Below are 19,954 nucleotides of genomic sequence, written 5' to 3'. Positions count from 1 at the left end.
CAAATCTTTACCTATTTAATTTAACCAAAGACTTTTCAATTATCCGGCAGCAGCCAGTTCAAGCTTAGCCTTGATTTCTTCGTATACTTCTTCCCAAATCACAATTTGCGTTTTGGCAAAGCCGTTGAATACCGTCGCTGAAGCTGAAGTATATGCGCCGCAATTAGGCACTAATATTAAATCACCAATTTCAAGCTCGACAGTCGGCTTGTCCCTGAACATGATATCCAGCGAATCACAGCTTGGTCCGGCGAAGGTAGCCTGGATACGCTTTCCAGTCTTAAAGGTCTCAAGTTCAAAGTCCCAGTGGTCAAAAATAACACCTGAAAATGTGCCATATAAGCCATCATCAAGGAAATACCATTGCTGATTATTACGCACCTTAGTGCCAATAACCTGGGTAATAAGATTGACGGCGGTACCGCAGATATACCGGCCCGGTTCGGCCCATATCTCAGTATGAGGGAAATATTGTTTAACAGCCTTGTAAATTCCTGCAGCCATAGCGGCCACATCTGGCTCTTCGGTTAGAGTCGGAATCGGAAAACCGCCACCAATATCAAGAATGCGGAGGTTTAGTCCCCGCTTATTTGCAGCATCAAAGAGCCCGCGGCAAATCTTGAGTGCATCAAGGTAGGCCTCATTGCCTGTTGATTGGCTGCCAACATGGAAACACAGCCCAGCCACGTCAAGTCCGGCCTCATGTGCCTTGATTAGTAGGTCCAGCGCCTCATCAGGGTGAGCACCGAATTTTTTATTAAGGTCAACAAGTGCCCGGGGATTATCCACCCGGATACGCAGGAGTACTGTGCCGCCTGGAATGGCTGCTGCCATCTTACCAATTTCACTTTCGCTGTCAAAGGTAAATTTATTTACTCCAGTCTCACGAGCCACATTTAGGCCGCTTGCCGTTTTCACTGGATTTGCGTATACCATGCGTTCTGCATCAATGCCCAAATGGTTGAGCATCCGCATTTCGCCGTCAGAGGCGACATCAAAATAGCCGCCAAGCGAACTAAGTTTCCGGACAATACGCTCATCCGGATTTGCTTTGACGGCGTAATATATCTTTACGCCCGGCATATTCTCTGCCAGCAGGTTATAATTAAGTTCAATTTGTTCCAAAGACAGCACCAATAAGGGAGTGCTGTAGCTATCAGCCAGCGCTTTGACAGCGTCCTGGGATAACCTGAAATATTTCACTTATCATCGCTCCTTTTATCCCACAAAATTTTGTCCAAAAGTACTATATGATTGTAACATAATTGAATCAAAGTGCAAGTAAATTTTTTGTTATAAAAAAAACCGCGTACCATAATAGGATACGCGGAGAAATTGCTTATTAATCCTGACATTGTTACGCAGTTTTACTGTAGTTTTCTAACAGAATGCTGCGTGGACTTGCACCGTTATTCATCAAATTGGCAGCATATGTTTTGCATTCATCAATTTTCTCCATTACTTTTAATGATGACGTTGGATCACCATAAATACACCACATCCCCCGGCAGCTTAAACATTCCTGCCCTTGCCCCATAAAGCCAAGCACATCCTTAAGTGGTATACCTAAGAGCAGCCCAATCTCATGAGGACAGCCGCTTTGATATCGTCTTTTCAAACAATCCACGTTTTCACAGAGCGAGCAATCCGGCTTATAGCCAAACGTTGTTAGGAACTGGCAATGATCATTCTTCCTTAAACAACCGGCTAAGCTGTCCGGATGATAGAACAAGATTGTAAGGCTATCCTCAGTCTCCCGTACAACAGCCCATTCAACATCTGATTGACGGAGAAAGGTTGGCCCAAACTTGCGCCAAAAAGTCAGGCGGGCAAACCTGCGACTATCAGCAAATGATAGCAGAGTCGCTGGTTTCTCCCCCCAAATAGTAGGTGCCAGCTCAACTATCAACCATTTAAAAAAATAGTTTGGGGTGTTTTGATTCTCCAGCTTTAATAATGACTCGCCAGTTTGCATGTATAGCATATTGCCTCCTCCTTCCATTTTGCCTCTTTCTACATAATATGCACAGCAGCGCGAGACGTTTATGTAATGATTATCATTCTCATTTATATTTCTATTATATCCCTGAAAATTGCTATTGTCAATGCCTGAATATATAGCCTCATTTCTGTTGAGCTTACGGTAAATTCAGGATAAAATGTAATTATACCGACAAGCTAACAGTAGAAAAAAATTGACGAAAGGCAGTGTGACTGTCATGAAATCAGTATCTCTCGCTTACGGAAAATCCGGCCTGAACATTATGGTTCCTGATCGTGCAGTAATTATTGAACCTAAGTCTTTAGACAGATTAGCTGATGAAAAAGCGGCTGTGCAAAAAGCTCTTCGCCAGCCCACAGGAAGACCGCCCCTTAAGGACATGGTAAAACCATCAGATACTGTAGCTATCGTCATTTCTGATATGACCCGCCCTACCCCCAATCACAAACTAGTTCCCTGGCTCCTTGAAGAACTAACCCATGTTCCCAAAGAAAACTTTGTCGTCATCAACGGCCTTGGCAGCCACCGGGCTAATACCCAGGAAGAACTTATTCAAATGCTGGGCCAGGAAGTAGTTGACACAGTCCAGGTCATCAACCACAACGCCTTTGAACCTGAAGAGCTTGTCCTGGCAGGTAAAAACAGTTACGGCTCTGATGTCTACTTAAACAAAACGTATATTAATTGTACCTTTAAAATAGTTACTGGCTTTATCGAACCCCACTTCTTTGCTGGCTTTTCCGGCGGCCCAAAAGGTATTTCACCCGGTATTGCCGGCATATCAACCATTCAGGATTTCCATAATGCTCAAATGATTGGTCACAAGAACAGCACCTGGGGCCTTATTGAGGGCAACATCGTCCAGGATGCTGCCACCCAGAATTGCCTGATGGCCAAACCTGATTTTATGCTTAATGTCACCCTTAATGGTAAAAAAGAAATCACCGGCGTATTTGCCGGCGAGCTCATTGCCGCCCACCGCGCCGGCTGTGCCTTTGTCAAAGACCATGCCATGTATCCGGTAGATCAGCCTTTTGATATTGTTATTACCACTAACTCCGGCTATCCGCTTGACCAAAACCTGTACCAGACGGTCAAGGGCATGAGCGCTGCTGCCCAGATTGTCAAACAGGGCGGTGCCATCCTCTCCTGCTCAGAATGCTCGGATGGTGTACCAGACCATGGCAACTATGCAAAAATTCTTAAGATGAGGAATACACCTCATGAACTGCTAGATATGATTAATAACCCAGAGTTCCGGATATTTGACCAGTGGCAGGTTCAGGCGCAGGCCATGATTCAGAGTAAAGCCGACTGCTATCTCTACTCCAGCCTTGATGGCCAGACAGTGAAAGACGCGATGTTTATTCCGGTAACCAGCCCCTGCGATGCCATCACTGAACTATTAGAAAAGAAGCCAGGCGCCAGCATTGCGGTATTGCCTTTAGGGCCACTGACTATTCCCTATGTGAAGTAGGCTGGATAAAGAAGGTATAAACGATTTCACCGCCGAAAGAATATCGTGAATAACCCTGGATTTTTAATTGTCCAGAAGATAAGATTCATTCACCGAGGAGGATCCACTATGACAAGCCAACTTACTTATGAACAGTTAGCCACAGAGGCGGCGCCGCTTATACCCAAGAATGCCTTTATGACTACCGCACATGGCGGAAAAATCAATACAATGACCATCGGCTGGGGCAGTATCGGCATTATGTGGGGCAAGCCAGTCTTTACCGCTATGGTACGCCAATCCCGCTTTACCAAAGAACTTGTTGAACAAAGCGGCGAATTTACCATTACCCTGCCGCTTACCGACATGAAAGAGGCCCTGGCACTATGCGGTTCTAAGTCCGGACGCGACATGGATAAAATTGCAGCTGCCAAGCTTACACTAGCTGACGGTGCGGCAATTTCCACCCCGGTCATCGCCGCACCGGGCCTGCAGCTTGAATGCAAGGTTGTGTTCAAGCAAACCATGCCGCCAGAAGACCTGGACACTGATTATCAAAGCAAATGGTACGCCAATGGTGATTACCATACCATGTACTTTGGAGAAATTGTCGCCGCTTACAAAACAGTATAGGGCATTCTCCCCTCTAGCAATACTTGTAGCTAGAGGGGCTTCTTTTTGCTCAAAATAGGCAATTATTTATCTATTCTAACAGAGGCCTGACAAGCTGGAGTATCTCAAAACGTCTGTACAAGAATACCAAACTTGTCTACTAAATTAGGATCGAATTGCCTTCCGGCACATCTGTACAGTTCAGCGATTGCGTCCTCCTTACTCATGGCTTGCCGATAGGGGCGGTCGCTGGTCATTGCATCAAACGCGTCAACAATAGACAACATCCGACATTCAATAGGAATAGCCTCACCTTTCAATCCAAGCGGATAACCTTGGCCGTTCCACCATTCCTGATGCTTGAGTATCCAGTCAGCAATTGGAACTAAATCTGGTGCAGATACTGCTATTCGATAGCCAATCTCACAGTGCTGACGCATAACAACCCATTCTTCTTCTGTCAAACGGCTGGGCTTAAACAGGATACTATCAGGTATCCCGACTTTACCAATGTCATGAAAACGGGCTAACAGCCTAAGATCCGCAATACTCGTCTCCGGCAGCTCTACAATGTCCGCAAACGCTTCAATCAAATCCTGCAGTCTGTCACCATGCCCCTCAGTTATATAGTCGCGGGCCTCAAGCGCCTTCACCAGAGCCTTAACAATAGCACTTCTAGTGCTTTTCTGACGGTGGAGTTTTTCTCTATTCATGCTGTCATCTGCTTGTTTCAATAAAGCATCCATATCAACAGGAGGCTCTGGGCACGCAGAAAACCCCATCGATAAGCTAATGGGAACAGTCGGGTTCTGGGCATTGTAGGAGTCAATTTTTTCACGCACTCGCTGACAACAGCTCGCGATTTGTTTTACCGAATTTCCAGGCAAAAGAATCGCGAATTCATCGCCGCCAATCCGAGCTATGAGATCATTAGAACTACAGCAGCTCGCTAATATCCCCGCAACCGCTTGCAAAATCTGATCGCCCATCATATGTCCAAGCGTGTCGTTGACCATCTTCAAGCCATCAACATCGCAAATAATTATCCCTGCCGAACCATCCTCTAAGCGCTGAATTCTTTTCATCTGATCCTCAAAGAACGCCCTATTATATACTTTAGTTAACGCATCATGTAAACTGAGGAACTCTAGCCGCTCTTCCATACGCTTTCGATCTGTTATGTTGCGATTAATTGCCAACACTTCATCTTCACCACTAACAATAATCCGCACTTCGTAATGTTCAACCTTACCATGAACGGTAAGTTGGTATTCGAAATTTTGAATATCACCGTTTGCTAATACCAATTCAATGCTTTGTAGCATTTTCGCTGCAGTTTCCGCTGGGAATAATTCGAAAACAGTTCTGCCTAAAAAACAGTCCGGCGGCATAAGCAATTGTTCTTTACCTGCTTTATAATCAACAAACGTGCCATCATGTTTGATTATGAACATGGGGTCCGGAATGGCGTTGATTAGGGCCTGGTTGCTGGACTGCGAAATTTTTAAAGCTTCCTCAGCTTGCCGGCGCTCCTGCAATTCATTCTTGCATGATCTGACAAGTGTTGCGTTGTCCAATGCAATGGCAGCAAGATCAGAAAATCGCTGAAGCAAAGCAACCTCATACTCGGCGAGTCCTTTATCCTGCTCAGCAAATGCCAGGCCTAATGCGCCGATCACTTTACTGCCCCGCCGCAGCGGGATGATAACGAAATAATGAACTTCATCAAAAAAAGGGTGTCGTAACCGGTGCTCCCACGTATTATAGTCATTGACAATGGCAATTTTACCGGTACGATAGACCCTGCCAAGAAGACCTTCTGTAACCTTTATCCGCTTGGTTATGTCCTGAGTACAAGTGCCTACCGCAGCCTTTCTCTCAAAAACACCTGCTGCTTCATCCACCAGAGATAGAAAACCATTAGGAGTACCTGCCAGCTGTGTCGCACTGGAAACAATCATCGCCAGCAAATCATCAAGTTCTATTTTGTGCATGAGACCTACTGCTGTATCATGTAGTGAAGTCAGAATGACATTTTGGCGGCTTATTATTTCCTCTCTGGCCAGTAGCTCATCAAACTGTTGTCGTAGCTCTTCTTCTGATGCCAGCAATTCCTCATAAGCCGCCGTAAGCTCCTCATTCAAAACACTGTACTTTTCTTCGCTTTTTCTTAGCAGTGTTTCCAATGCGGCAGCCTCAGTAATATCGCGCACTATGCTAAGTAACGCTTCTCCCTCCGGTAATTGAACTTGCTGAGAATTAACTTCTACAGGAAACTGCTCCCCGTTTCGCCGTACATGAAAAGTGCGAAACAAGATACCCTTTTGTTGTGCCATTCTTATTTGATCGTCAACTTGAGAAAGCGTATCCGGAGAACGCAAATCGTAAATACACATGCCTCGCAGTTCATTAAGTGAGTAACCATAGGCATTCACAGCTGCTTGGTTCGCCTCTACAATTTTACCGTCTGTACTGATAAGCAAAATAATATCCCGTGCTTGCTCAACTAGATTTTTGTATAGTACAACATCCTTATAATCCAACATATTCACACCGTCATCTGCTGACACCATTCTGGTATTCCTCCAACGTTTCTCCCTGCAACCTCAGTACTACCAATACCGACCGCTTCCAGCGACCTGGTTTTTCTCAGATAATCTCATTTTGCTAACTTCATTTAAGAGCTTTTCCAAATCAGCATAAAGGGCAGAGATATCGCCAACAGGTGCATCTCTTTCCCACTCGCGAATTTGTTGCAATTTCTCTTCAATCTTGTCAGTAAGTTCATTTTCTTGTTGAATTATAGCACGTTTGTTATTCATCACCGCTCTCCCTTAATAATTATTATCCTCATTATTGTAAAGAAGTGAGTATCTTCTGCGCAAAAAGCTATATTGTACCACTATTAATATATCAGGCAGAGTCTATAAAAATCATGATAAAAATACATAATTCTACCATTTTTTTGGGTTTTTATTATAAATTTTACTTATCCCTGAGCATCAATTCGCACATAGCCGGTTAATCGCATTGCTAGCTCTGATCAGCCTTTTCCTGATTATTAATATTCAGCCGGTAGCCAACGCCCCGTACCGTACTAATCAGGATCACCCGCGACAAACAGGCTACTTTTTGACGCAGTTGTTTCACCAATGCATCGGCACTGTTAGGCACGGCTTCGCCAGGTCCCCATATATGGTTGAGAATTGTTTCCCTTGCGACAGCTCTTTCTCTGTGTTTTAGCAACAGCTCTATCAGTTGACCTTCTTTCTTGGATAATCTAATACACTTGCCTCCAAAAGAAAGTATTCGCGCCTTAGGAACATAGGAAAGCCCATTGTATTCGTAATTTCCTATCCAACTTCCTGAAACCCGCCGCGTTAAAGCGTTCAGCCGGGCAAGTAGTTCCTCGAACGAGAATGGTCTTACCAAAACATCATCAGCTCCGTTTTCCAGGGCTGTTAGCCGATCCTGTATCGTATTTCGGTGAATAAGAAGCAAAATTGGTGCTTTCACACCCTGCTGTCGTAAAATTTTTAGAACGGTTAAACCACTTTTCAAAGCAAGAATAATGGCATCATAATGGTCATATGACAGAAAACTGATTGCTTGTTCACGATCCTCACTCCAGTCAACCTCAATTCCATTGGTCGTCAACCCATTGTTTATCATGCGTGCAGTGAGCGGTTCATCTTCAACCAACAAAATTCGCATGGCTTCTTTTTCCTTCAACATTCAATCTTCCCAGCGAAGAACGAACCCGCTTCCTCTTTCATTCTCAATGCTACAGCAAAAACGAAAAGGTCCAAGACGCCGGCGCAGTTGAGCGATCAATGGATCAACCGCAGCAAGCGACACCGGTTTCTCTTTCCAAATAGCTACTGCCAAATGTTCCCGCGAGACCGGCTGCCCTTTACAACGCAACAGTACTTCAAATAAAGCTGCTTCCTTTTTCGACAGATGAACCACTTGCCCTTTCGCGGCGATCGCCCGTTCGTCGCTGCGGTATTCTAATTTACTGGACTCTGCAATAATAGCTTCATCAATAGCATGGGTACGACGTATCAGATTTTGGATTCTTGCCAAGAGTTCCGGAAATACAAATGGCTTGGAAATATAATCATCTGCACCGCAATTCAGGCCAGTGACACAATCCTCCACTGTGCTGCGTGAAGTCAACATAATAATCGGTACGTAATTTCGCCGCCGCCGGAGCAAACTGCATATTTCGATTCCGGTGCACCCTGGTAGTATCCAATCGAGAAGCAGCAAGTCATATTTATTTCTCGTACACAGTGTTAATGCTTCATCTCCATCCTTCGACCATTCGACATTCCAGCCGGCTTTTGTAAATTGCATAACCAGAATTTCGCCAGTAAAAGGATCATCCTCTGCCATCAGTATACGCATCCATTAGACACCCTCTTTACATATCTCACCAGTCTCATTATAATTTACGCAATCTTATAAAATCATGAAAGTCTTCTATTTTTCACTGTTCTTCATAGATTTTTTCTATTAATAGGCGATATTCCGCCTCCACTGCTCGCAAGTTTTGTCCATAATTCCCGTCAGCGGTCCGCAGGCTGTTTTCCAGGATCATCGCGGTGCGCTGCAGACGAGGCGCGGCAAAACTCCCAGCTGCTCCTTTCAAGGTATGAACTAGTCGCTCCCCCTCCCGCCATTGTCCATCCCGGACTGAGGTGGTGAGTTCTGTCAGTAGAGGTCCAATTACAACTGGGAAACGCTTGATACATTCTTGGTAAGTAGCATAATCGCCGCCTACATACGCAAGCAGTTTTGCCGAATCAAAAACCACCTCTTTTGTGATTATACTTTCTGTCTTAGGCGAATTCTTATCTGTCAGCACCGCATATAGTTGTGACGCCGTAAATGGTTTAGTCAAATAATCATTCATACCGGCGCTAAGACACCGCTCCCGTTCTTCGGCCAGCGCCCCCGCAGTCAGTGCCACAATAAAAACATCACGGTTTCTCGTTGTTTCTGGCGAGCCACGTAGTAAGAGAACCGTGTCGTAGCCGTTCAGTCCTGGCATTTGGATATCCATCAGAACGACATCATATTTTCTTTTTTTCAGTTTGTGCAAGGCATCCCGTCCATCCAATGCTACATCAGCATCTGCGCCCATTTGCGCTAATAATTGCGCAATGAGTCTGCGATTCATCTCATTATCATCGACGAGCAGCACACGCAATCCCTTAACCGCAGCTTCTGTCAACGACCAGCCTGCCGTGTTATCTTTAGTAAACTTTCCAGGCTTAAGCGGCAGAGAAAAACAAAATGTCGATCCTTCACCCACATTACTGTCAAAGGATACATGTCCCCCCATTTTTTCAACCAGCAATTTAACAATAGACAAGCCTAAGCCGATACCGCCGTGGCGCCGCGTTGAGGCCGTATCAATCTGAAAAAACCTTTCAAAGATTAGGTCCTGGTTTTCTGGTGAAATTCCAGGTCCCGTATCAGTTACAGCAAATTTAACTAACTGTTTGTTCCCCCCGGCTTCAACGGCCTGAGCGACACGCAGGATCACCTGCCCAGATGCTGTAAATTTAACCGCATTGTCCAATAAATTCGTTAATACCTGCCGGATTCGAACACTGTCGCCCAGCACCCAGACAGGTAAATCTGGGTCGATAGAGACTTCTAAAGCTAGTCCTTTAGTCTGTGCTTTTGAGTTGATTAATAATGAAGTAGAGCGTATTAGGTCGACCAAGGAAAATACATCTTCTTCAATATGGATTACATCTGATTCCAAACGAACAAAATCAAGGACATCATCAAGAATTGTTACCATTGATCTGGCGTTAGCATGGATGTCGTGCACCTGCTCGGAAATTTCCACCGGCAGAGACTTCGCCAACAGCAGCTCGGAGCTAATCAGTATCCCGGTCATCGGTGTTCTCACTTCATGGCTCATGTTGGCTAGAAACTCTGTTTTTGCACGGGAGGCCACTTCGGCAGCGTCTCGTGCAACCTGTAGTTCCCCCTCCCGGTTACGGTTCCACAATGCCACAGCCAAAAGTTCTCCCAGCTGTTCTACCACTTCAAAGTCTGCTTCGGTGTAGTCTTGCGCCGAATTAGCCAGTGTGATATGCCCCAGCAGCGCCTTGCCAAACATCGCAGGCACAGTCAGATAATTTTTCAAATGAAGCCGTCCTTTGAGTAATCCTTTTGTTACCGGATGATCAGCTGGATTGTTAGTGAAAAAACCAAAATCTAAGCTGTGCTGTTCTTCCGGTAAATCATTCAAACCAGACGCAGCAGCGCACTCCTCCTGCTGCATTGCAATTAGTGTGGTGCTCGGCTGGCCTACCATTGAAGAAATAAAGCCATATTTACTTCCAGTTAATAATTTCGCCTGATTCACCACTAATTGGTAGATTTCGTCAGTGGTAGTATGTGGATTAATAATTGCTGCCGACAATGAGGCTAGTGCGACATTAATCATCGTCTCACGTTCTAATTTTTCGTTAACATCATACAGCGCCGCTTCCGTGAGCTTCTGTTCAGTGATATCAACAAGGGTACAGATAATGGCGGGCTGCCCCTCAAATTCAATAATTAGCGCACTGATCAACGCCCAAAAAGATTCCCGGTGGATGCCTTTTAGCTGGATCTCCATATTTTTCACGACACCATCTCTGTCCAACCGCGCAATCAGCTTATCCCTGATTTCAGGATTAACATAGAAACACGAAGTAGCTTTTCCCAGTATCTCTGCAGCGTCATTAGCAAATCCCATCACCAACGCACTTTCGTTGATAAATAAAACTGTCCTATCCGTTTGACTGGTAATAACAACTCCGATCGGAGCCGTATTAAGTAGTTCACGAAACTTGCTTTCTCGCAGAAATTTCTCCGCTTCACGTTGCTTCCGCGCATCTATATCGGTGAATGTGGCAAAGATAGCATGCTGCCCTTCAAACATAATGAACCGGGCACTAATGCTAGTCCAGAAGGCATTATCATTTTTTCTTTTGAGTTTTGCCTGAAAATCCGTGACCTTTCCATGCTCTTGAAGAAGTTCAAGCATTTTATTTCGTTCACCTAAATCATCCCAGAAGTCTGAGGCCGCATGACCAAGAACCGCTGCACGATCCACGCCCCCTGCACTTACTAATGCGAGCTTATTTACATACATCAAGCTGCCGTCATCTACTCTTGAAATCGAAATGGCGCTAGGCAGTAACTCGATTAATTCCCTGAACTGTTTTTCGTTGAAACGAAGCGCCATTTCTGCCTGTTTTCGTGCTGTGAGATCACGGACAACACTAAACACAACCTGTTTATTTCCTATCTTTTCCCCTCGTGACTTTACTTCCACAGGAAATAACGTATTGTTCTTACGCCGGTGGACGGTCTCGAAGGTAACCCCGCTTTCAACAGCCGTAATTAGCTGAGTAGTAATCAATTCCTTTTGCGGTTCTGGGCGCAGATCAACAATATGCATATTGAGAAGTTCTTGGCGCGAGTAACCATAGTTCTCCTCAGCCGCTGGATTAGCTTCCATAATTCTGCCGTCTGCAGGGTCAACAAACAACATAATGTCTTGGCTGTGAGTAAAGAACAGTTGGAACTTGCGCAGCTCTTCCTGCGCCATCTGGCGCTCTGCCACTTCTGTTTCCAGCGCCCTACTTAACTGTTGCAATTCGCTGACCATCTTCGCCAGTTTGGCATTGCTGTCATGCAGCTTCTTTTCTGCGATTCTTTGCTGAGTAATACTTTCTTCCGCTATATCAGTATTACAAATTCCCCTTGATCTTTGGAGCTCATTGTCCACACACGTCACCCTTCTCATTGTCAGTTTATTACTGACATATATATCCTTAAATGTTAATACATTACGGTTTTAGATTGTTTTTATTATACATCTTTCGACAATACCCTCTATGATTCTTCAGAAAATATAATATTTATTTGCAAATAGCTTCTATACTCTCACAAGAATTTAATAGTACCATTTACTGAAATTAAAATGGCCTTCAGGAATCTTTTTACCTGAACGCCATAATCGCTGTTCGGAACACCCTCTATTGTCATTCAAATATAAGGAGCACTGGCGGTCATTACCACCAGCGCTCCTTATTGCATAATTGCCGAATAATGGACGCTAACTACCAGCTTGATCGCGGGCTGCCCTAGCCTCATGCCAGGCGTCCCGCGCCAGGTTGGTTATCCTTGGCTCAAGCTTGGCTGATGGACTGCCAACAACCTTGCTCAAATATAATAAAGCTGTTTCGGTCTGACCGGTGCGCCGCGCCAGTTCACCAATCAAGTAGGTAACAGCCGCTTCACTCAAAGTACCAATGGGTAACCGCTCTCGCATTAAAGCCTGCTCATAATATTGGCCGGCTTTTGTGAGGGCGCTTTTTTCTTCCTCGGCATTCTCGCCTTCACGGTATACCCAGCCAAGTTTTAAATATAATTCAGCCAACCGGCTAGCCGGGGCAGCAATCAGGTCGGCAAAGAAAATCGCCAGCTTGTACGAAGCAATGGCCTGTTCACGCGTCCGTTCCCCGCTAAAGTTCACATTGACTGTCCGCGCTGCCAAAAATTCCGTAATCTTATCATAGGCTGCTGCAGATAGCTCGTCAAAATAGGAGTCAGCTGCCGCATAGCCGCAGCTAGAGCACACCCAAATGGTGTAATAATACGGTTTTATCTCTTGAAAATAAGCACAAAAATCGCTGTCTTGTTTGACCATAGCTTGTCGTCCCCGCAGCTTGGTAACACTAAATTTCTTCTGACACGCAGGGCACTGCTTCTCTACCGAATATGTCGGCTCAGCCATATTATCGCCTCCATATATACCATATCATACCAGGCCTTATGTCTCAAGTAGTATTTAACAGGTCTTGCTGTAAGCCCCACATTTGGTAAAACACCCCTTTTTGAGCCAATAACTCGGCCAAGGACCCTTGTTCGGCTATTTTTCCTCCTTCGATCACCAGGATTTCATCCATAGCTTCAAGACCAATCAGCCGATGAGTGATCAAAATAACCGAACAACTACCAGCCGCTTGCAATACGTTCTCCATAACAATACTCTCAGCGTAAGCGTCAAGCCCAGCAGTCGGTTCGTCTAACAGCCAGACCGGTGCTGTTTTTAACAATGCCCTTGCCAGAGCAATCCGCTGACGCTCTCCGCCAGATAAAGCCAAACCGTTCTGGCCTGTCATTGTTTTCAATCCCTGAGGCAGCTTGTCTATAAACTCCCCTAACATAGCGCCAGCAATGGCAGCCTTAAGCTCAGTCTCAGCAGCATCAGGTTTGGCTAACAGGATATTGTCTCTGATGGTTGCGTTAAAAAGATAGGTATCTTGACTGACAACACTGATAGCCCGCCGCACGGCCGCCGGCGCATAATTCCTAATGTCGTCTCCGTTTAACAGCAGTGCCCCCTGGCTATAGTCCCAAAACCGTAAGATGAGCCCGGCCAGCGTACTTTTTCCGGCACCGCTGGCCCCTACTATGGCTAACTTTTTGCCTTGCGGCAGATTAAATGTTATCCCGGATAGTGCCGACGGCAGACCAGGCTGATAGGCAAATGACAGGTTATGGGCGGCCAGGTGCACCGCTCCCGGCAATATCTCCTTGGTTCCTGAAAGCTGAGCAATAACTGGCTGCCGAGAGATGTCTTTAATCCGCTCCAGAGCGGCCTTGCTTTCCTGCCAATAGTAGATGACCGCCGGAAGAGGAAGAATAGCCTCAAAGCTTGCCTGCACGGCCAACGCCGCCACTGCCAGATAAACCCCTGCAAGCGTTCCGCTGCCAACCAGCGGCGCAGCCAGTGCAATCACGGCAATTACGGTTATGTTCATCCCCAAAGTTCCCAGAGCGTCAGCCATAGCCATTACCGCATTAGCCTGCTTTTGTCTATTTATCAGCCGGCTGTTTAGCGCTGTCACTTTAACAGCCTGAGTCTTTGCCTGACCGAAAGCAGCCAGTTCAGTCAGTCCCTCAATGCTGTCAGCAAGTGCGCCATTGAGCATAGCCCGAGCCTCGATAACCTTTCGCCCTGTGGTCTGCCCAAGTCTGCCAAGCACGACAGGGATAACGCAGCCTGCTGCTATAAAAGCCCCAGCAACCGGCCAGGCCAGCGGTGGGGCCAGCCATGCCAGAAATGCCACCGTTCCTGCAGCCGTGACTACCGCAATCAGCACTGGGAATACAGCTCTCAAATAGAAAAACTTTAGCGTCTCGACATCTGCGACCAGGCGGCTAAAAATATCGCCTTTATTAAACGCCATCAAACCTGCAGGTGCCAGTGGCTCAAGCTGGGTATACAGCCAACCCCTGATATCGGCCAACAATCGAAAGGTAACGTCATGACTCACATACCGTTCCAAGTAACGGCAGACCGCCCGCATAAGACCAAAAAACCGTACTCCGACAATAGCTACAGACAACTCAGCCACCGGCGGGTGGAGCGCAGCCGCTGAAATCAGCCAGGCCGAGGCGGCCAAGAGCCCCACATTGGCATATATAGTAAAACTGCCCAGCATACAAGCCGCAGCTGCCATCCACAGGGTACGCCTGCTGCCTGTTAACAGTTTAATCATCCTGCCCCTCCCCTGCTTGCGCAGCACCCATAAGTTGACTATATATCCCCTGATGCGCAAGCAATTCGGCATGTGTTCCGACCTCTGCGATTTTTCCTTCTGAAAGAACCATGATCGTATCAGCCTGACGCACTGTTGTCAGGCGGTGAGCAATAATAATGGCTGTCCGTCCTGCTAACAGCCGGGCCAGAGCAACATCCAACACCGCCAGCGAGGTCACATCAAGCCCGCGCGCTGCCTCGTCTAAAATAATTAGCGGTGCATCTTGTAAAAATGCCCTGGCAATGGCCAGCCTTTGTCGTTCGCCACCACTTAGGCTCCGGCCGCCTTCACCTACCAGCGTATCATAACCCGCAGGCAGGTGGCAGATAAAATCATGAGCCCCTGCAGCCTTCGCAGCTTCAATAACAGCGTCTAGCGTAGCGTCTGGCTGGGCCAGGCGAATATTATCTGCCACCGTTCCCTGGAATAAATGCGGTCGCTGCGGTACAAAAGCTACCTTACGCAGCCAATCTGAAAGGCTAAGTGTCGTAAGATTGATGCCGTTTACTGTGATTTTTCCGGATACAGGTGTAACAAAGCCTAAAAGCAGCGCCGCCAACGTGCTTTTGCCAGCGCCACTTGGGCCGACAATCGCTAGATGCTGACCGGCAGCAAGGTCAAAGGATATTCCAGCTAAGGCTGGGCGCTCACCATTTTGATAAGCTGCATAAACCTGCTTAAACGCAAGAGTTACTTGACCTTGCTTAGGCAGCTGTTTGCTACCGGCCTCCTGTTTATCACCTGTCAGAGCAAGCAGCCGGAAAATATCAGTTGCCGCTGTCTTGCCTGCCATTCCGGCGTGGAATTGGCTGCCAAGAAGCCGTAGCGGCAGATAATACTCAGGAGCTAATAACAGCACGAAAAAGGCCTGGGTAAAAGTAACCTCGCCATAAAGCAGCCTAAGCCCCAGTGCCACCGCCACCAAGGCCGTACTAATAGTAGCTAGCAGTTCAAGCGCCAAGGCTGACAGAAAGGCTATTTTTAGTACATCCAGGGTGGTATCTCGAAACTCCCGGCTGACCCTGCTAATAATCGCTATCTGCTCAAGGCTTCGCCCAAATAGTTTTAGCGTGGTCAGTCCAGCCAGCACATCCATAAAATGTGCGCTCAAATTGTTTAACGTCTCCCACTGCCTGGTATTTCGCCTTTCAGCCGCTTTGCCAATAAGAATCATGAACATAGGGATTAATGGTGCTGTTACCAGCATAATTATAGCTGAAGTCAAATCCAGCGGCCAAATGATAAGCAGGATAAATACAGGGATAAGGGTGGCCTTGGCCAGTTGAGGCAGATATTTGGAAAAATAAGCATCCAGGTTTTCCACCCCTTCGCTCACGACATTAATCAGTTCACCGGCGGGTTGGTTAGCGAGCGTTACTGGCCCTAGACCTAAAAGATGACCTGTCAGCCTTTCCCTCAAGGTTGTTTTTACTGCTGCTGCCAGGTTAAACGCCAGCACCCCTTCGAAATAAGTAACAACCGCCCGAACGAGGGCCAAGCCAGTAAGCAGCCACAGGAACTCAGCCACTGCGCCTAGCTCTTGCCTGCCTAAAAATATCTGGTCAATTACTTGAGTAATGTAATACGCCTGAGCAACCGCCAACACCCCACCGCCTGCCCCCAGCCCGGCGACCACTAACAGTAACCCACGCTCTTTGAATACTTCCCTGCCTAATTGCCTGTCGATCAACATACATCACCTACATCTAGTGTAAAGAGAAAACCGCCTTAGTATGGCGGTTTTCGTTGTTAACGAAGAAAGATACCTCTGACAACTATATACTACAGCGCGCAGCATATTCCTGCTGGTTTCCAACTTATTCCCAGATAAATCCTAGAACCAAATCCCCAATACACTAAGGCAAAAAGCGAGATTGCTTCACAAACCTTCACAATGACAAAGAACTTGATCCACAGTCATTGTAAGCAGCAGCATAGCAATCTCGCTTTTTATCTCTAATGTAAGTGTGTTACCGGGCCTGTTTCTTCCAGTTGATCAATATCTACGTGAAGTGTATTACGTTTCTCAAGGTAAGTTACATGAGCAGTATTCCGGCCTTTATCCACATCTTCAATCCAAACATAATTATTGCGGTACTTTACGCCAATAATATCAGCCGACTTCATTATTTCTTCAGCCCTTGTCGCTTTCACTGTGACCACCCCTTTTAGGAGTAGTATGTCACCAGCTCTGTCTTTTCATGCCTATGCTACAGTTGAAGCGGGAGGCACTCCCCTCTAACAAGGCCCAGCAGCTCCAGGTCAACATATTTACCGGCATGAAACGCGGCTTTTCTCAAGGTTCCTTCATAACGGTAGCCACACTTCTCAGCCACCTTACGGCTGGCCTCATTACCGGCAACCACGGTAAGCTGCAGTCTGGGGATAGGCTTTGACTCAAATAAAAATGCCGAAAACAGCGCCAATGACTCAGACATATAGCCTCTTCCTCTATCTTCACGTTTAAAAATCTGATAGCCGACCTCATACCCGGCTCGGTAATCAGCATTTCTATAATAGATAATCTCGCCGACAATTCTACCCTCTTGTTCTTTATCGGTAATCAGCATCCGGCCAAAATTCTCATGCCAAAACCCTCTTTCAGAAAAACCACGGCGAAATGCAGGCTCAGCCGGAATATCAATCAGCCAATACTCGCCTTTTTCTGATACGTCTGTCATTAACCTATAAATTAATTCAAGGTCACACTCCCGCACAGTCCGCATGCAGACCTTTTCCCCTTGAAGCACACAGCCACACCTCACACTACCACGCCTTCCACTAATAAACATATGTGTAAACACAAAATTTACGCCAGTATAGTATCCCTCATTATCTAATATTATCATAAAAAAGTAAAGCCTGGCACTTTAATGCCAGGAAATAATTTGTATTACCTCATCATCCAAGACCTGATATAACAATATTGCCTGCAGCATCAATACTAAACTCCCGTGCATGACCAGCATTTTTTGTAAAATCCGGATGCTCTCGCAGTCTGTCGGTAAGAAAAATAAGTTCTTGGTTAGCCGATCCTAAGAGATACTCGTTCGAAGGACGCTCTTTAACATACGGCCCGGCGACCAGCAAGTCAGCAACTGCAAGCAGCCTATTCCAGCCGGGGTTAGCCGCAGCCTTAAGTTCCTGATAGGTATAACCTGTAAAAATGGTTATCGTTAACCCCTGTATAGCTAAGTACTCAGCCAGCTCAGCGATGGAGTCGGCTTGAGCAAATGGTTCGCCCCCGGAGAAAGTGACGCCATTAATCCCCTGGATAGCCAGAATACTGCTGGCCAGTTCCTCTGCAGAGACTACCTGGTTGTCCTTAAACTCAAGCATGTCCTGGTTAAAGCAGCCCTGGCAGCGCCGGGGACAGCCCTGAACCCAGACTACGGCACGAAGACCAGGACCATTTACAACAGATTTAGGTAAAAAGGCGGCCATGTTAATCAGGCCGCCCTGCCTATTTTTTCCCTGGACGTTCATCGCCGGTTGTCTCTGATTTTCGCAGGATCAGCCGGCTGTTCGTAGTACTCGGGCGTCATGTCACGTACCTTAACTTCGCCGAGCGCATCTTCGATCGGCTTGGTAATATCCAGACATTTGCCGCCTTTGGCGCCAACCACTTTGATACTGACATTGCCGCTCGCATCAATGGTAATCTCCAGTTCCTCTTTATCCATCTTCTCCCGCCCTTTCCGCTTTAGTCCTGCTCCTCAATTTCTAAGAGTACCTGACCGGAACCTGGTTCGCCAGCAAATTCACCCGGATAGGAGGCCGACTGGGCGCGGCCTTCTTGCAGCCACTGCCGAAGGTACTGAATATTTTCCCGCTGGGAAACTGATAGCGGTACTTGGCGTTTTAACGACAACACAATATCCTCAGTGGTGATTTCGCGCATATTATCACTAAAGGCAAGGTACATGGCATCAATAATAGCCTGTTCAATCTCAGCCCCGACATAGCCGTCCGACTCTTTTATCAGGCGCTTGATATCAAATTCGCGCGGCGAACGGTTACGGCGTTTGAGATGAGTGACAAAGATTTCGCGGCGCTCAGCCATATGGGGTAAGTCAAGAAAGAAGATTTCATCAAACCGGCCTTTGCGCATAAGTTCAGGCGGCAAGGCGGCAATGTTGTTGGCAGTAGCGACAACAAAGCAGGGCGCTTTTTTATCCTGCATCCAGGTTAGAAGGGTGGCAAACACACGCTGACTGGTACCGGCATCGCCAGAACCGAAGGCAAATGCTTTTTCAATTTCATCAACCCACAAAATGCAGGGGGCAATCGTCTCGGCAATGTGCAGTGCCCGGCGGGTTCTGTCTTCCGACTCGCCGACATAGGAGCCAAACAAAGCGCCGACATCCAATCTTAAAAGCGGCAACTGCCACAGGCCACTGATCATTTTCGCGGTTAAGCTCTTGCCTGTTCCAGGGATACCGACCATGGCAATCCCTTTAGGTGCAGGCAGACCATAATCGCGGGCATCTTTGGTAAAGGCTTTTTCCCTAAGCCGGAGCCAGTCTTTTAAGACACCCAGGCCGCCAACGCTTTCGGCTGTCTCAGTAGTGCTCAGGAACTCAAGCGCTTCACTTTGACGTACCAGCTGAGCCTTTTCTTCAGTAATCAGGGAGATACTGCGGTCATCCAAGCAGCCACAGGTAACAATCGCTTTAGAAAATACCCGCCGGGCCTGACCGGCTGTCATCCCCATTGCGGCCTGGACAACCTTTTCCCGTCCGGTTTCTGTCAGGTTCATTTTAACATTGGCACCTTTTAACAGACCGTCTAGTACATTGTCAAGTTCTTCTCCGTTCGGACGCCGCAGGTGGATAACCACAGCCTCATCCTGCAATTCATCGGGAATTTGGCCGGTAGGGGTTGTAATCACAATAGAGGTCCGGGTTTGGGTCAGGCGTTGTACTACGCTTCTAAGTTTGCGCCTGACAGGCGGGTTGGTCCAAAAGTCGTGAAAATCCTTACAGACAAAGATAGCTCCGGTATTATCCATCCCTGTCTTTTCCATTAGATCAAGCGCCACCAGCGGGTCCCGGCATTTTAAATCCAGGGAAGTCCTCCCAGCCAATACAACAAACCCGTCAGCAACATCCCATGACAGACAAGTACGGTTTTTCTGCTCACACACCGTCTTGACATGTTCAATAGCCCGCTGTTCCTCAGGTGTCACAATAACAACAAGTGTGACACGCGCTCTTATATATGTATCAAATTGCTCGGCAAAATTATCCATTCCCT

17 protein-coding genes are annotated in these 19,954 nt (G+C 46.8%); 2 read left to right on the top strand and 15 right to left on the bottom strand.

The features are described 5' to 3' along the window. Nucleotides 1-39: 39 nt before the first annotated feature. The gene (locus tag B9A22_RS10160) at nt 40-1,203 is read right to left on the bottom strand and encodes a type III PLP-dependent enzyme (RefSeq protein ID WP_084575624.1); all 1,164 of its coding nucleotides are present in this window, start codon (nt 1,201-1,203) and stop codon (nt 40-42) included. 154 nt (nt 1,204-1,357) lie between these two features. After that, a complete protein-coding gene (locus B9A22_RS10155) occupies nt 1,358-1,984 on the bottom strand; it encodes a DUF3793 family protein (RefSeq protein ID WP_176215480.1) in 627 nt (208 codons plus the stop codon). A gap of 235 nt (nt 1,985-2,219) precedes the next feature. Here B9A22_RS10155 and larA point away from each other — a divergent pair, with 235 nt between their 5' ends. Both larA and B9A22_RS10145 read left to right on the top strand, forming a co-directional pair. Continuing rightward, nucleotides 2,220-3,479: a nickel-dependent lactate racemase gene (larA, locus tag B9A22_RS10150; protein WP_084575622.1), complete on the top strand. Its 1,260-nt coding sequence runs from the start codon at nt 2,220-2,222 to the stop codon at nt 3,477-3,479. A gap of 108 nt (nt 3,480-3,587) precedes the next feature. Further along, a complete protein-coding gene (locus B9A22_RS10145; protein ID WP_084575621.1) occupies nt 3,588-4,091 on the top strand; it encodes a flavin reductase family protein in 504 nt (167 codons plus the stop codon). Between the two features lie 104 nt (nt 4,092-4,195). Here the strand turns inward: B9A22_RS10145 and B9A22_RS10140 are convergent, their stop codons facing one another. The 13 genes from B9A22_RS10140 to B9A22_RS10080 all read right to left on the bottom strand — a co-directional run bounded on the left by B9A22_RS10140 (nt 4,196) and on the right by B9A22_RS10080 (nt 19,949). Next, nucleotides 4,196-6,643 carry a diguanylate cyclase gene (locus tag B9A22_RS10140; RefSeq protein ID WP_084575620.1) on the bottom strand — a complete coding sequence of 816 codons (2,448 nt, stop codon included), beginning with the start codon at nt 6,641-6,643 and terminating at the stop codon, nt 4,196-4,198. Between the two features lie 39 nt (nt 6,644-6,682). Next, nucleotides 6,683-6,892, bottom strand: a complete 210-nt coding sequence (locus tag B9A22_RS10135; RefSeq protein WP_084575619.1) for a hypothetical protein — start codon at nt 6,890-6,892, stop codon at nt 6,683-6,685. A 211-nt stretch (nt 6,893-7,103) separates the two neighbouring features. Next, nucleotides 7,104-7,784, bottom strand: coding sequence for a response regulator transcription factor (locus tag B9A22_RS10130; protein WP_176215479.1), 681 nt, complete (start codon nt 7,782-7,784; stop codon nt 7,104-7,106). A 21-nt stretch (nt 7,785-7,805) separates the two neighbouring features. After that, nucleotides 7,806-8,480: a response regulator transcription factor gene (locus tag B9A22_RS10125; protein WP_084575617.1), complete on the bottom strand. Its 675-nt coding sequence runs from the start codon at nt 8,478-8,480 to the stop codon at nt 7,806-7,808. An 82-nt stretch (nt 8,481-8,562) separates the two neighbouring features. Continuing rightward, nucleotides 8,563-11,874 (bottom strand): PAS domain S-box protein, encoded by a 3,312-nt coding sequence (locus B9A22_RS10120; protein WP_176215478.1) that lies wholly within the window; start codon nt 11,872-11,874, stop codon nt 8,563-8,565. Nucleotides 11,875-12,204: 330 nt separating this feature from the next. Further along, nucleotides 12,205-12,885, bottom strand: a complete 681-nt coding sequence (locus B9A22_RS10115; protein WP_084575615.1) for a DUF2225 domain-containing protein — start codon at nt 12,883-12,885, stop codon at nt 12,205-12,207. Between the two features lie 43 nt (nt 12,886-12,928). Further along, nucleotides 12,929-14,656, bottom strand: coding sequence for a thiol reductant ABC exporter subunit CydC (gene cydC / locus B9A22_RS10110; RefSeq protein WP_176215477.1), 1,728 nt, complete (start codon nt 14,654-14,656; stop codon nt 12,929-12,931). Beyond that, complete coding sequence (cydD, locus tag B9A22_RS10105; protein ID WP_245823934.1) at nt 14,649-16,391, bottom strand: thiol reductant ABC exporter subunit CydD; 1,743 nt, start codon at nt 16,389-16,391, stop codon at nt 14,649-14,651. Before cydD ends, cydC begins: the two co-directional genes overlap by 8 nt. A gap of 263 nt (nt 16,392-16,654) precedes the next feature. Next, nucleotides 16,655-16,852, bottom strand: a complete 198-nt coding sequence (locus B9A22_RS10100) for an H-type small acid-soluble spore protein (RefSeq protein WP_084575612.1) — start codon at nt 16,850-16,852, stop codon at nt 16,655-16,657. Between the two features lie 56 nt (nt 16,853-16,908). Beyond that, nucleotides 16,909-17,424 (bottom strand): GNAT family N-acetyltransferase, encoded by a 516-nt coding sequence (locus B9A22_RS10095; RefSeq protein ID WP_281252385.1) that lies wholly within the window; start codon nt 17,422-17,424, stop codon nt 16,909-16,911. 175 nt (nt 17,425-17,599) lie between these two features. Beyond that, nucleotides 17,600-18,184 (bottom strand): 4Fe-4S single cluster domain-containing protein, encoded by a 585-nt coding sequence (locus B9A22_RS10090; RefSeq protein ID WP_084575610.1) that lies wholly within the window; start codon nt 18,182-18,184, stop codon nt 17,600-17,602. Continuing rightward, nucleotides 18,181-18,381 (bottom strand): DUF2997 domain-containing protein, encoded by a 201-nt coding sequence (locus tag B9A22_RS10085; RefSeq protein ID WP_084575609.1) that lies wholly within the window; start codon nt 18,379-18,381, stop codon nt 18,181-18,183. Before B9A22_RS10085 ends, B9A22_RS10090 begins: the two co-directional genes overlap by 4 nt. Nucleotides 18,382-18,401: 20 nt before the next feature. Next, a complete protein-coding gene (locus tag B9A22_RS10080) occupies nt 18,402-19,949 on the bottom strand; it encodes an AAA family ATPase (RefSeq protein ID WP_084575608.1) in 1,548 nt (515 codons plus the stop codon). Between the last annotated feature and the right edge of the window lie 5 nt (nt 19,950-19,954).

This window comes from Sporomusa malonica (assembly GCF_900176355.1).
Classification (GTDB): domain Bacteria; phylum Bacillota; class Negativicutes; order Sporomusales; family Sporomusaceae; genus Sporomusa; species Sporomusa malonica.
The sequence above is the reverse complement of the archived record's forward strand: the minus strand, read 5'-3'. Positions and strand labels throughout refer to the sequence as shown.

Bases quoted from the DNA above. Each gene is read 5' to 3' on its own strand.
- B9A22_RS10090 (WP_084575610.1), bottom strand. From the start codon at position 18,184: ATGAACGTCCAGGGAAAAAATAGGCAGGGCGGCCTGATTAACATGGCC.
- B9A22_RS10135 (WP_084575619.1), bottom strand. From the start codon at position 6,892: ATGAATAACAAACGTGCTATAATTCAACAAGAAAATGAACTTACTGAC.
- cydD (WP_245823934.1), bottom strand. From the start codon at position 16,391: ATGTTGATCGACAGGCAATTAGGCAGGGAAGTATTCAAAGAGCGTGGG.
- B9A22_RS10080 (WP_084575608.1), bottom strand. From the start codon at position 19,949: ATGGATAATTTTGCCGAGCAATTTGATACATATATAAGAGCGCGTGTC.
- B9A22_RS10125 (WP_084575617.1), bottom strand. From the start codon at position 8,480: ATGCGTATACTGATGGCAGAGGATGATCCTTTTACTGGCGAAATTCTG.
- B9A22_RS10115 (WP_084575615.1), bottom strand. From the start codon at position 12,885: ATGGCTGAGCCGACATATTCGGTAGAGAAGCAGTGCCCTGCGTGTCAG.
- B9A22_RS10155 (WP_176215480.1), bottom strand. From the start codon at position 1,984: ATGCTATACATGCAAACTGGCGAGTCATTATTAAAGCTGGAGAATCAA.
- B9A22_RS10095 (WP_281252385.1), bottom strand. From the start codon at position 17,424: ATGCGGACTGTGCGGGAGTGTGACCTTGAATTAATTTATAGGTTAATG.
- B9A22_RS10140 (WP_084575620.1), bottom strand. From the start codon at position 6,643: ATGGTGTCAGCAGATGACGGTGTGAATATGTTGGATTATAAGGATGTT.
- B9A22_RS10145 (WP_084575621.1), top strand. From the start codon at position 3,588: ATGACAAGCCAACTTACTTATGAACAGTTAGCCACAGAGGCGGCGCCG.
- larA (WP_084575622.1), top strand. From the start codon at position 2,220: ATGAAATCAGTATCTCTCGCTTACGGAAAATCCGGCCTGAACATTATG.
- B9A22_RS10130 (WP_176215479.1), bottom strand. From the start codon at position 7,784: ATGCGAATTTTGTTGGTTGAAGATGAACCGCTCACTGCACGCATGATA.
- B9A22_RS10085 (WP_084575609.1), bottom strand. From the start codon at position 18,381: ATGGATAAAGAGGAACTGGAGATTACCATTGATGCGAGCGGCAATGTC.
- cydC (WP_176215477.1), bottom strand. From the start codon at position 14,656: ATGATTAAACTGTTAACAGGCAGCAGGCGTACCCTGTGGATGGCAGCT.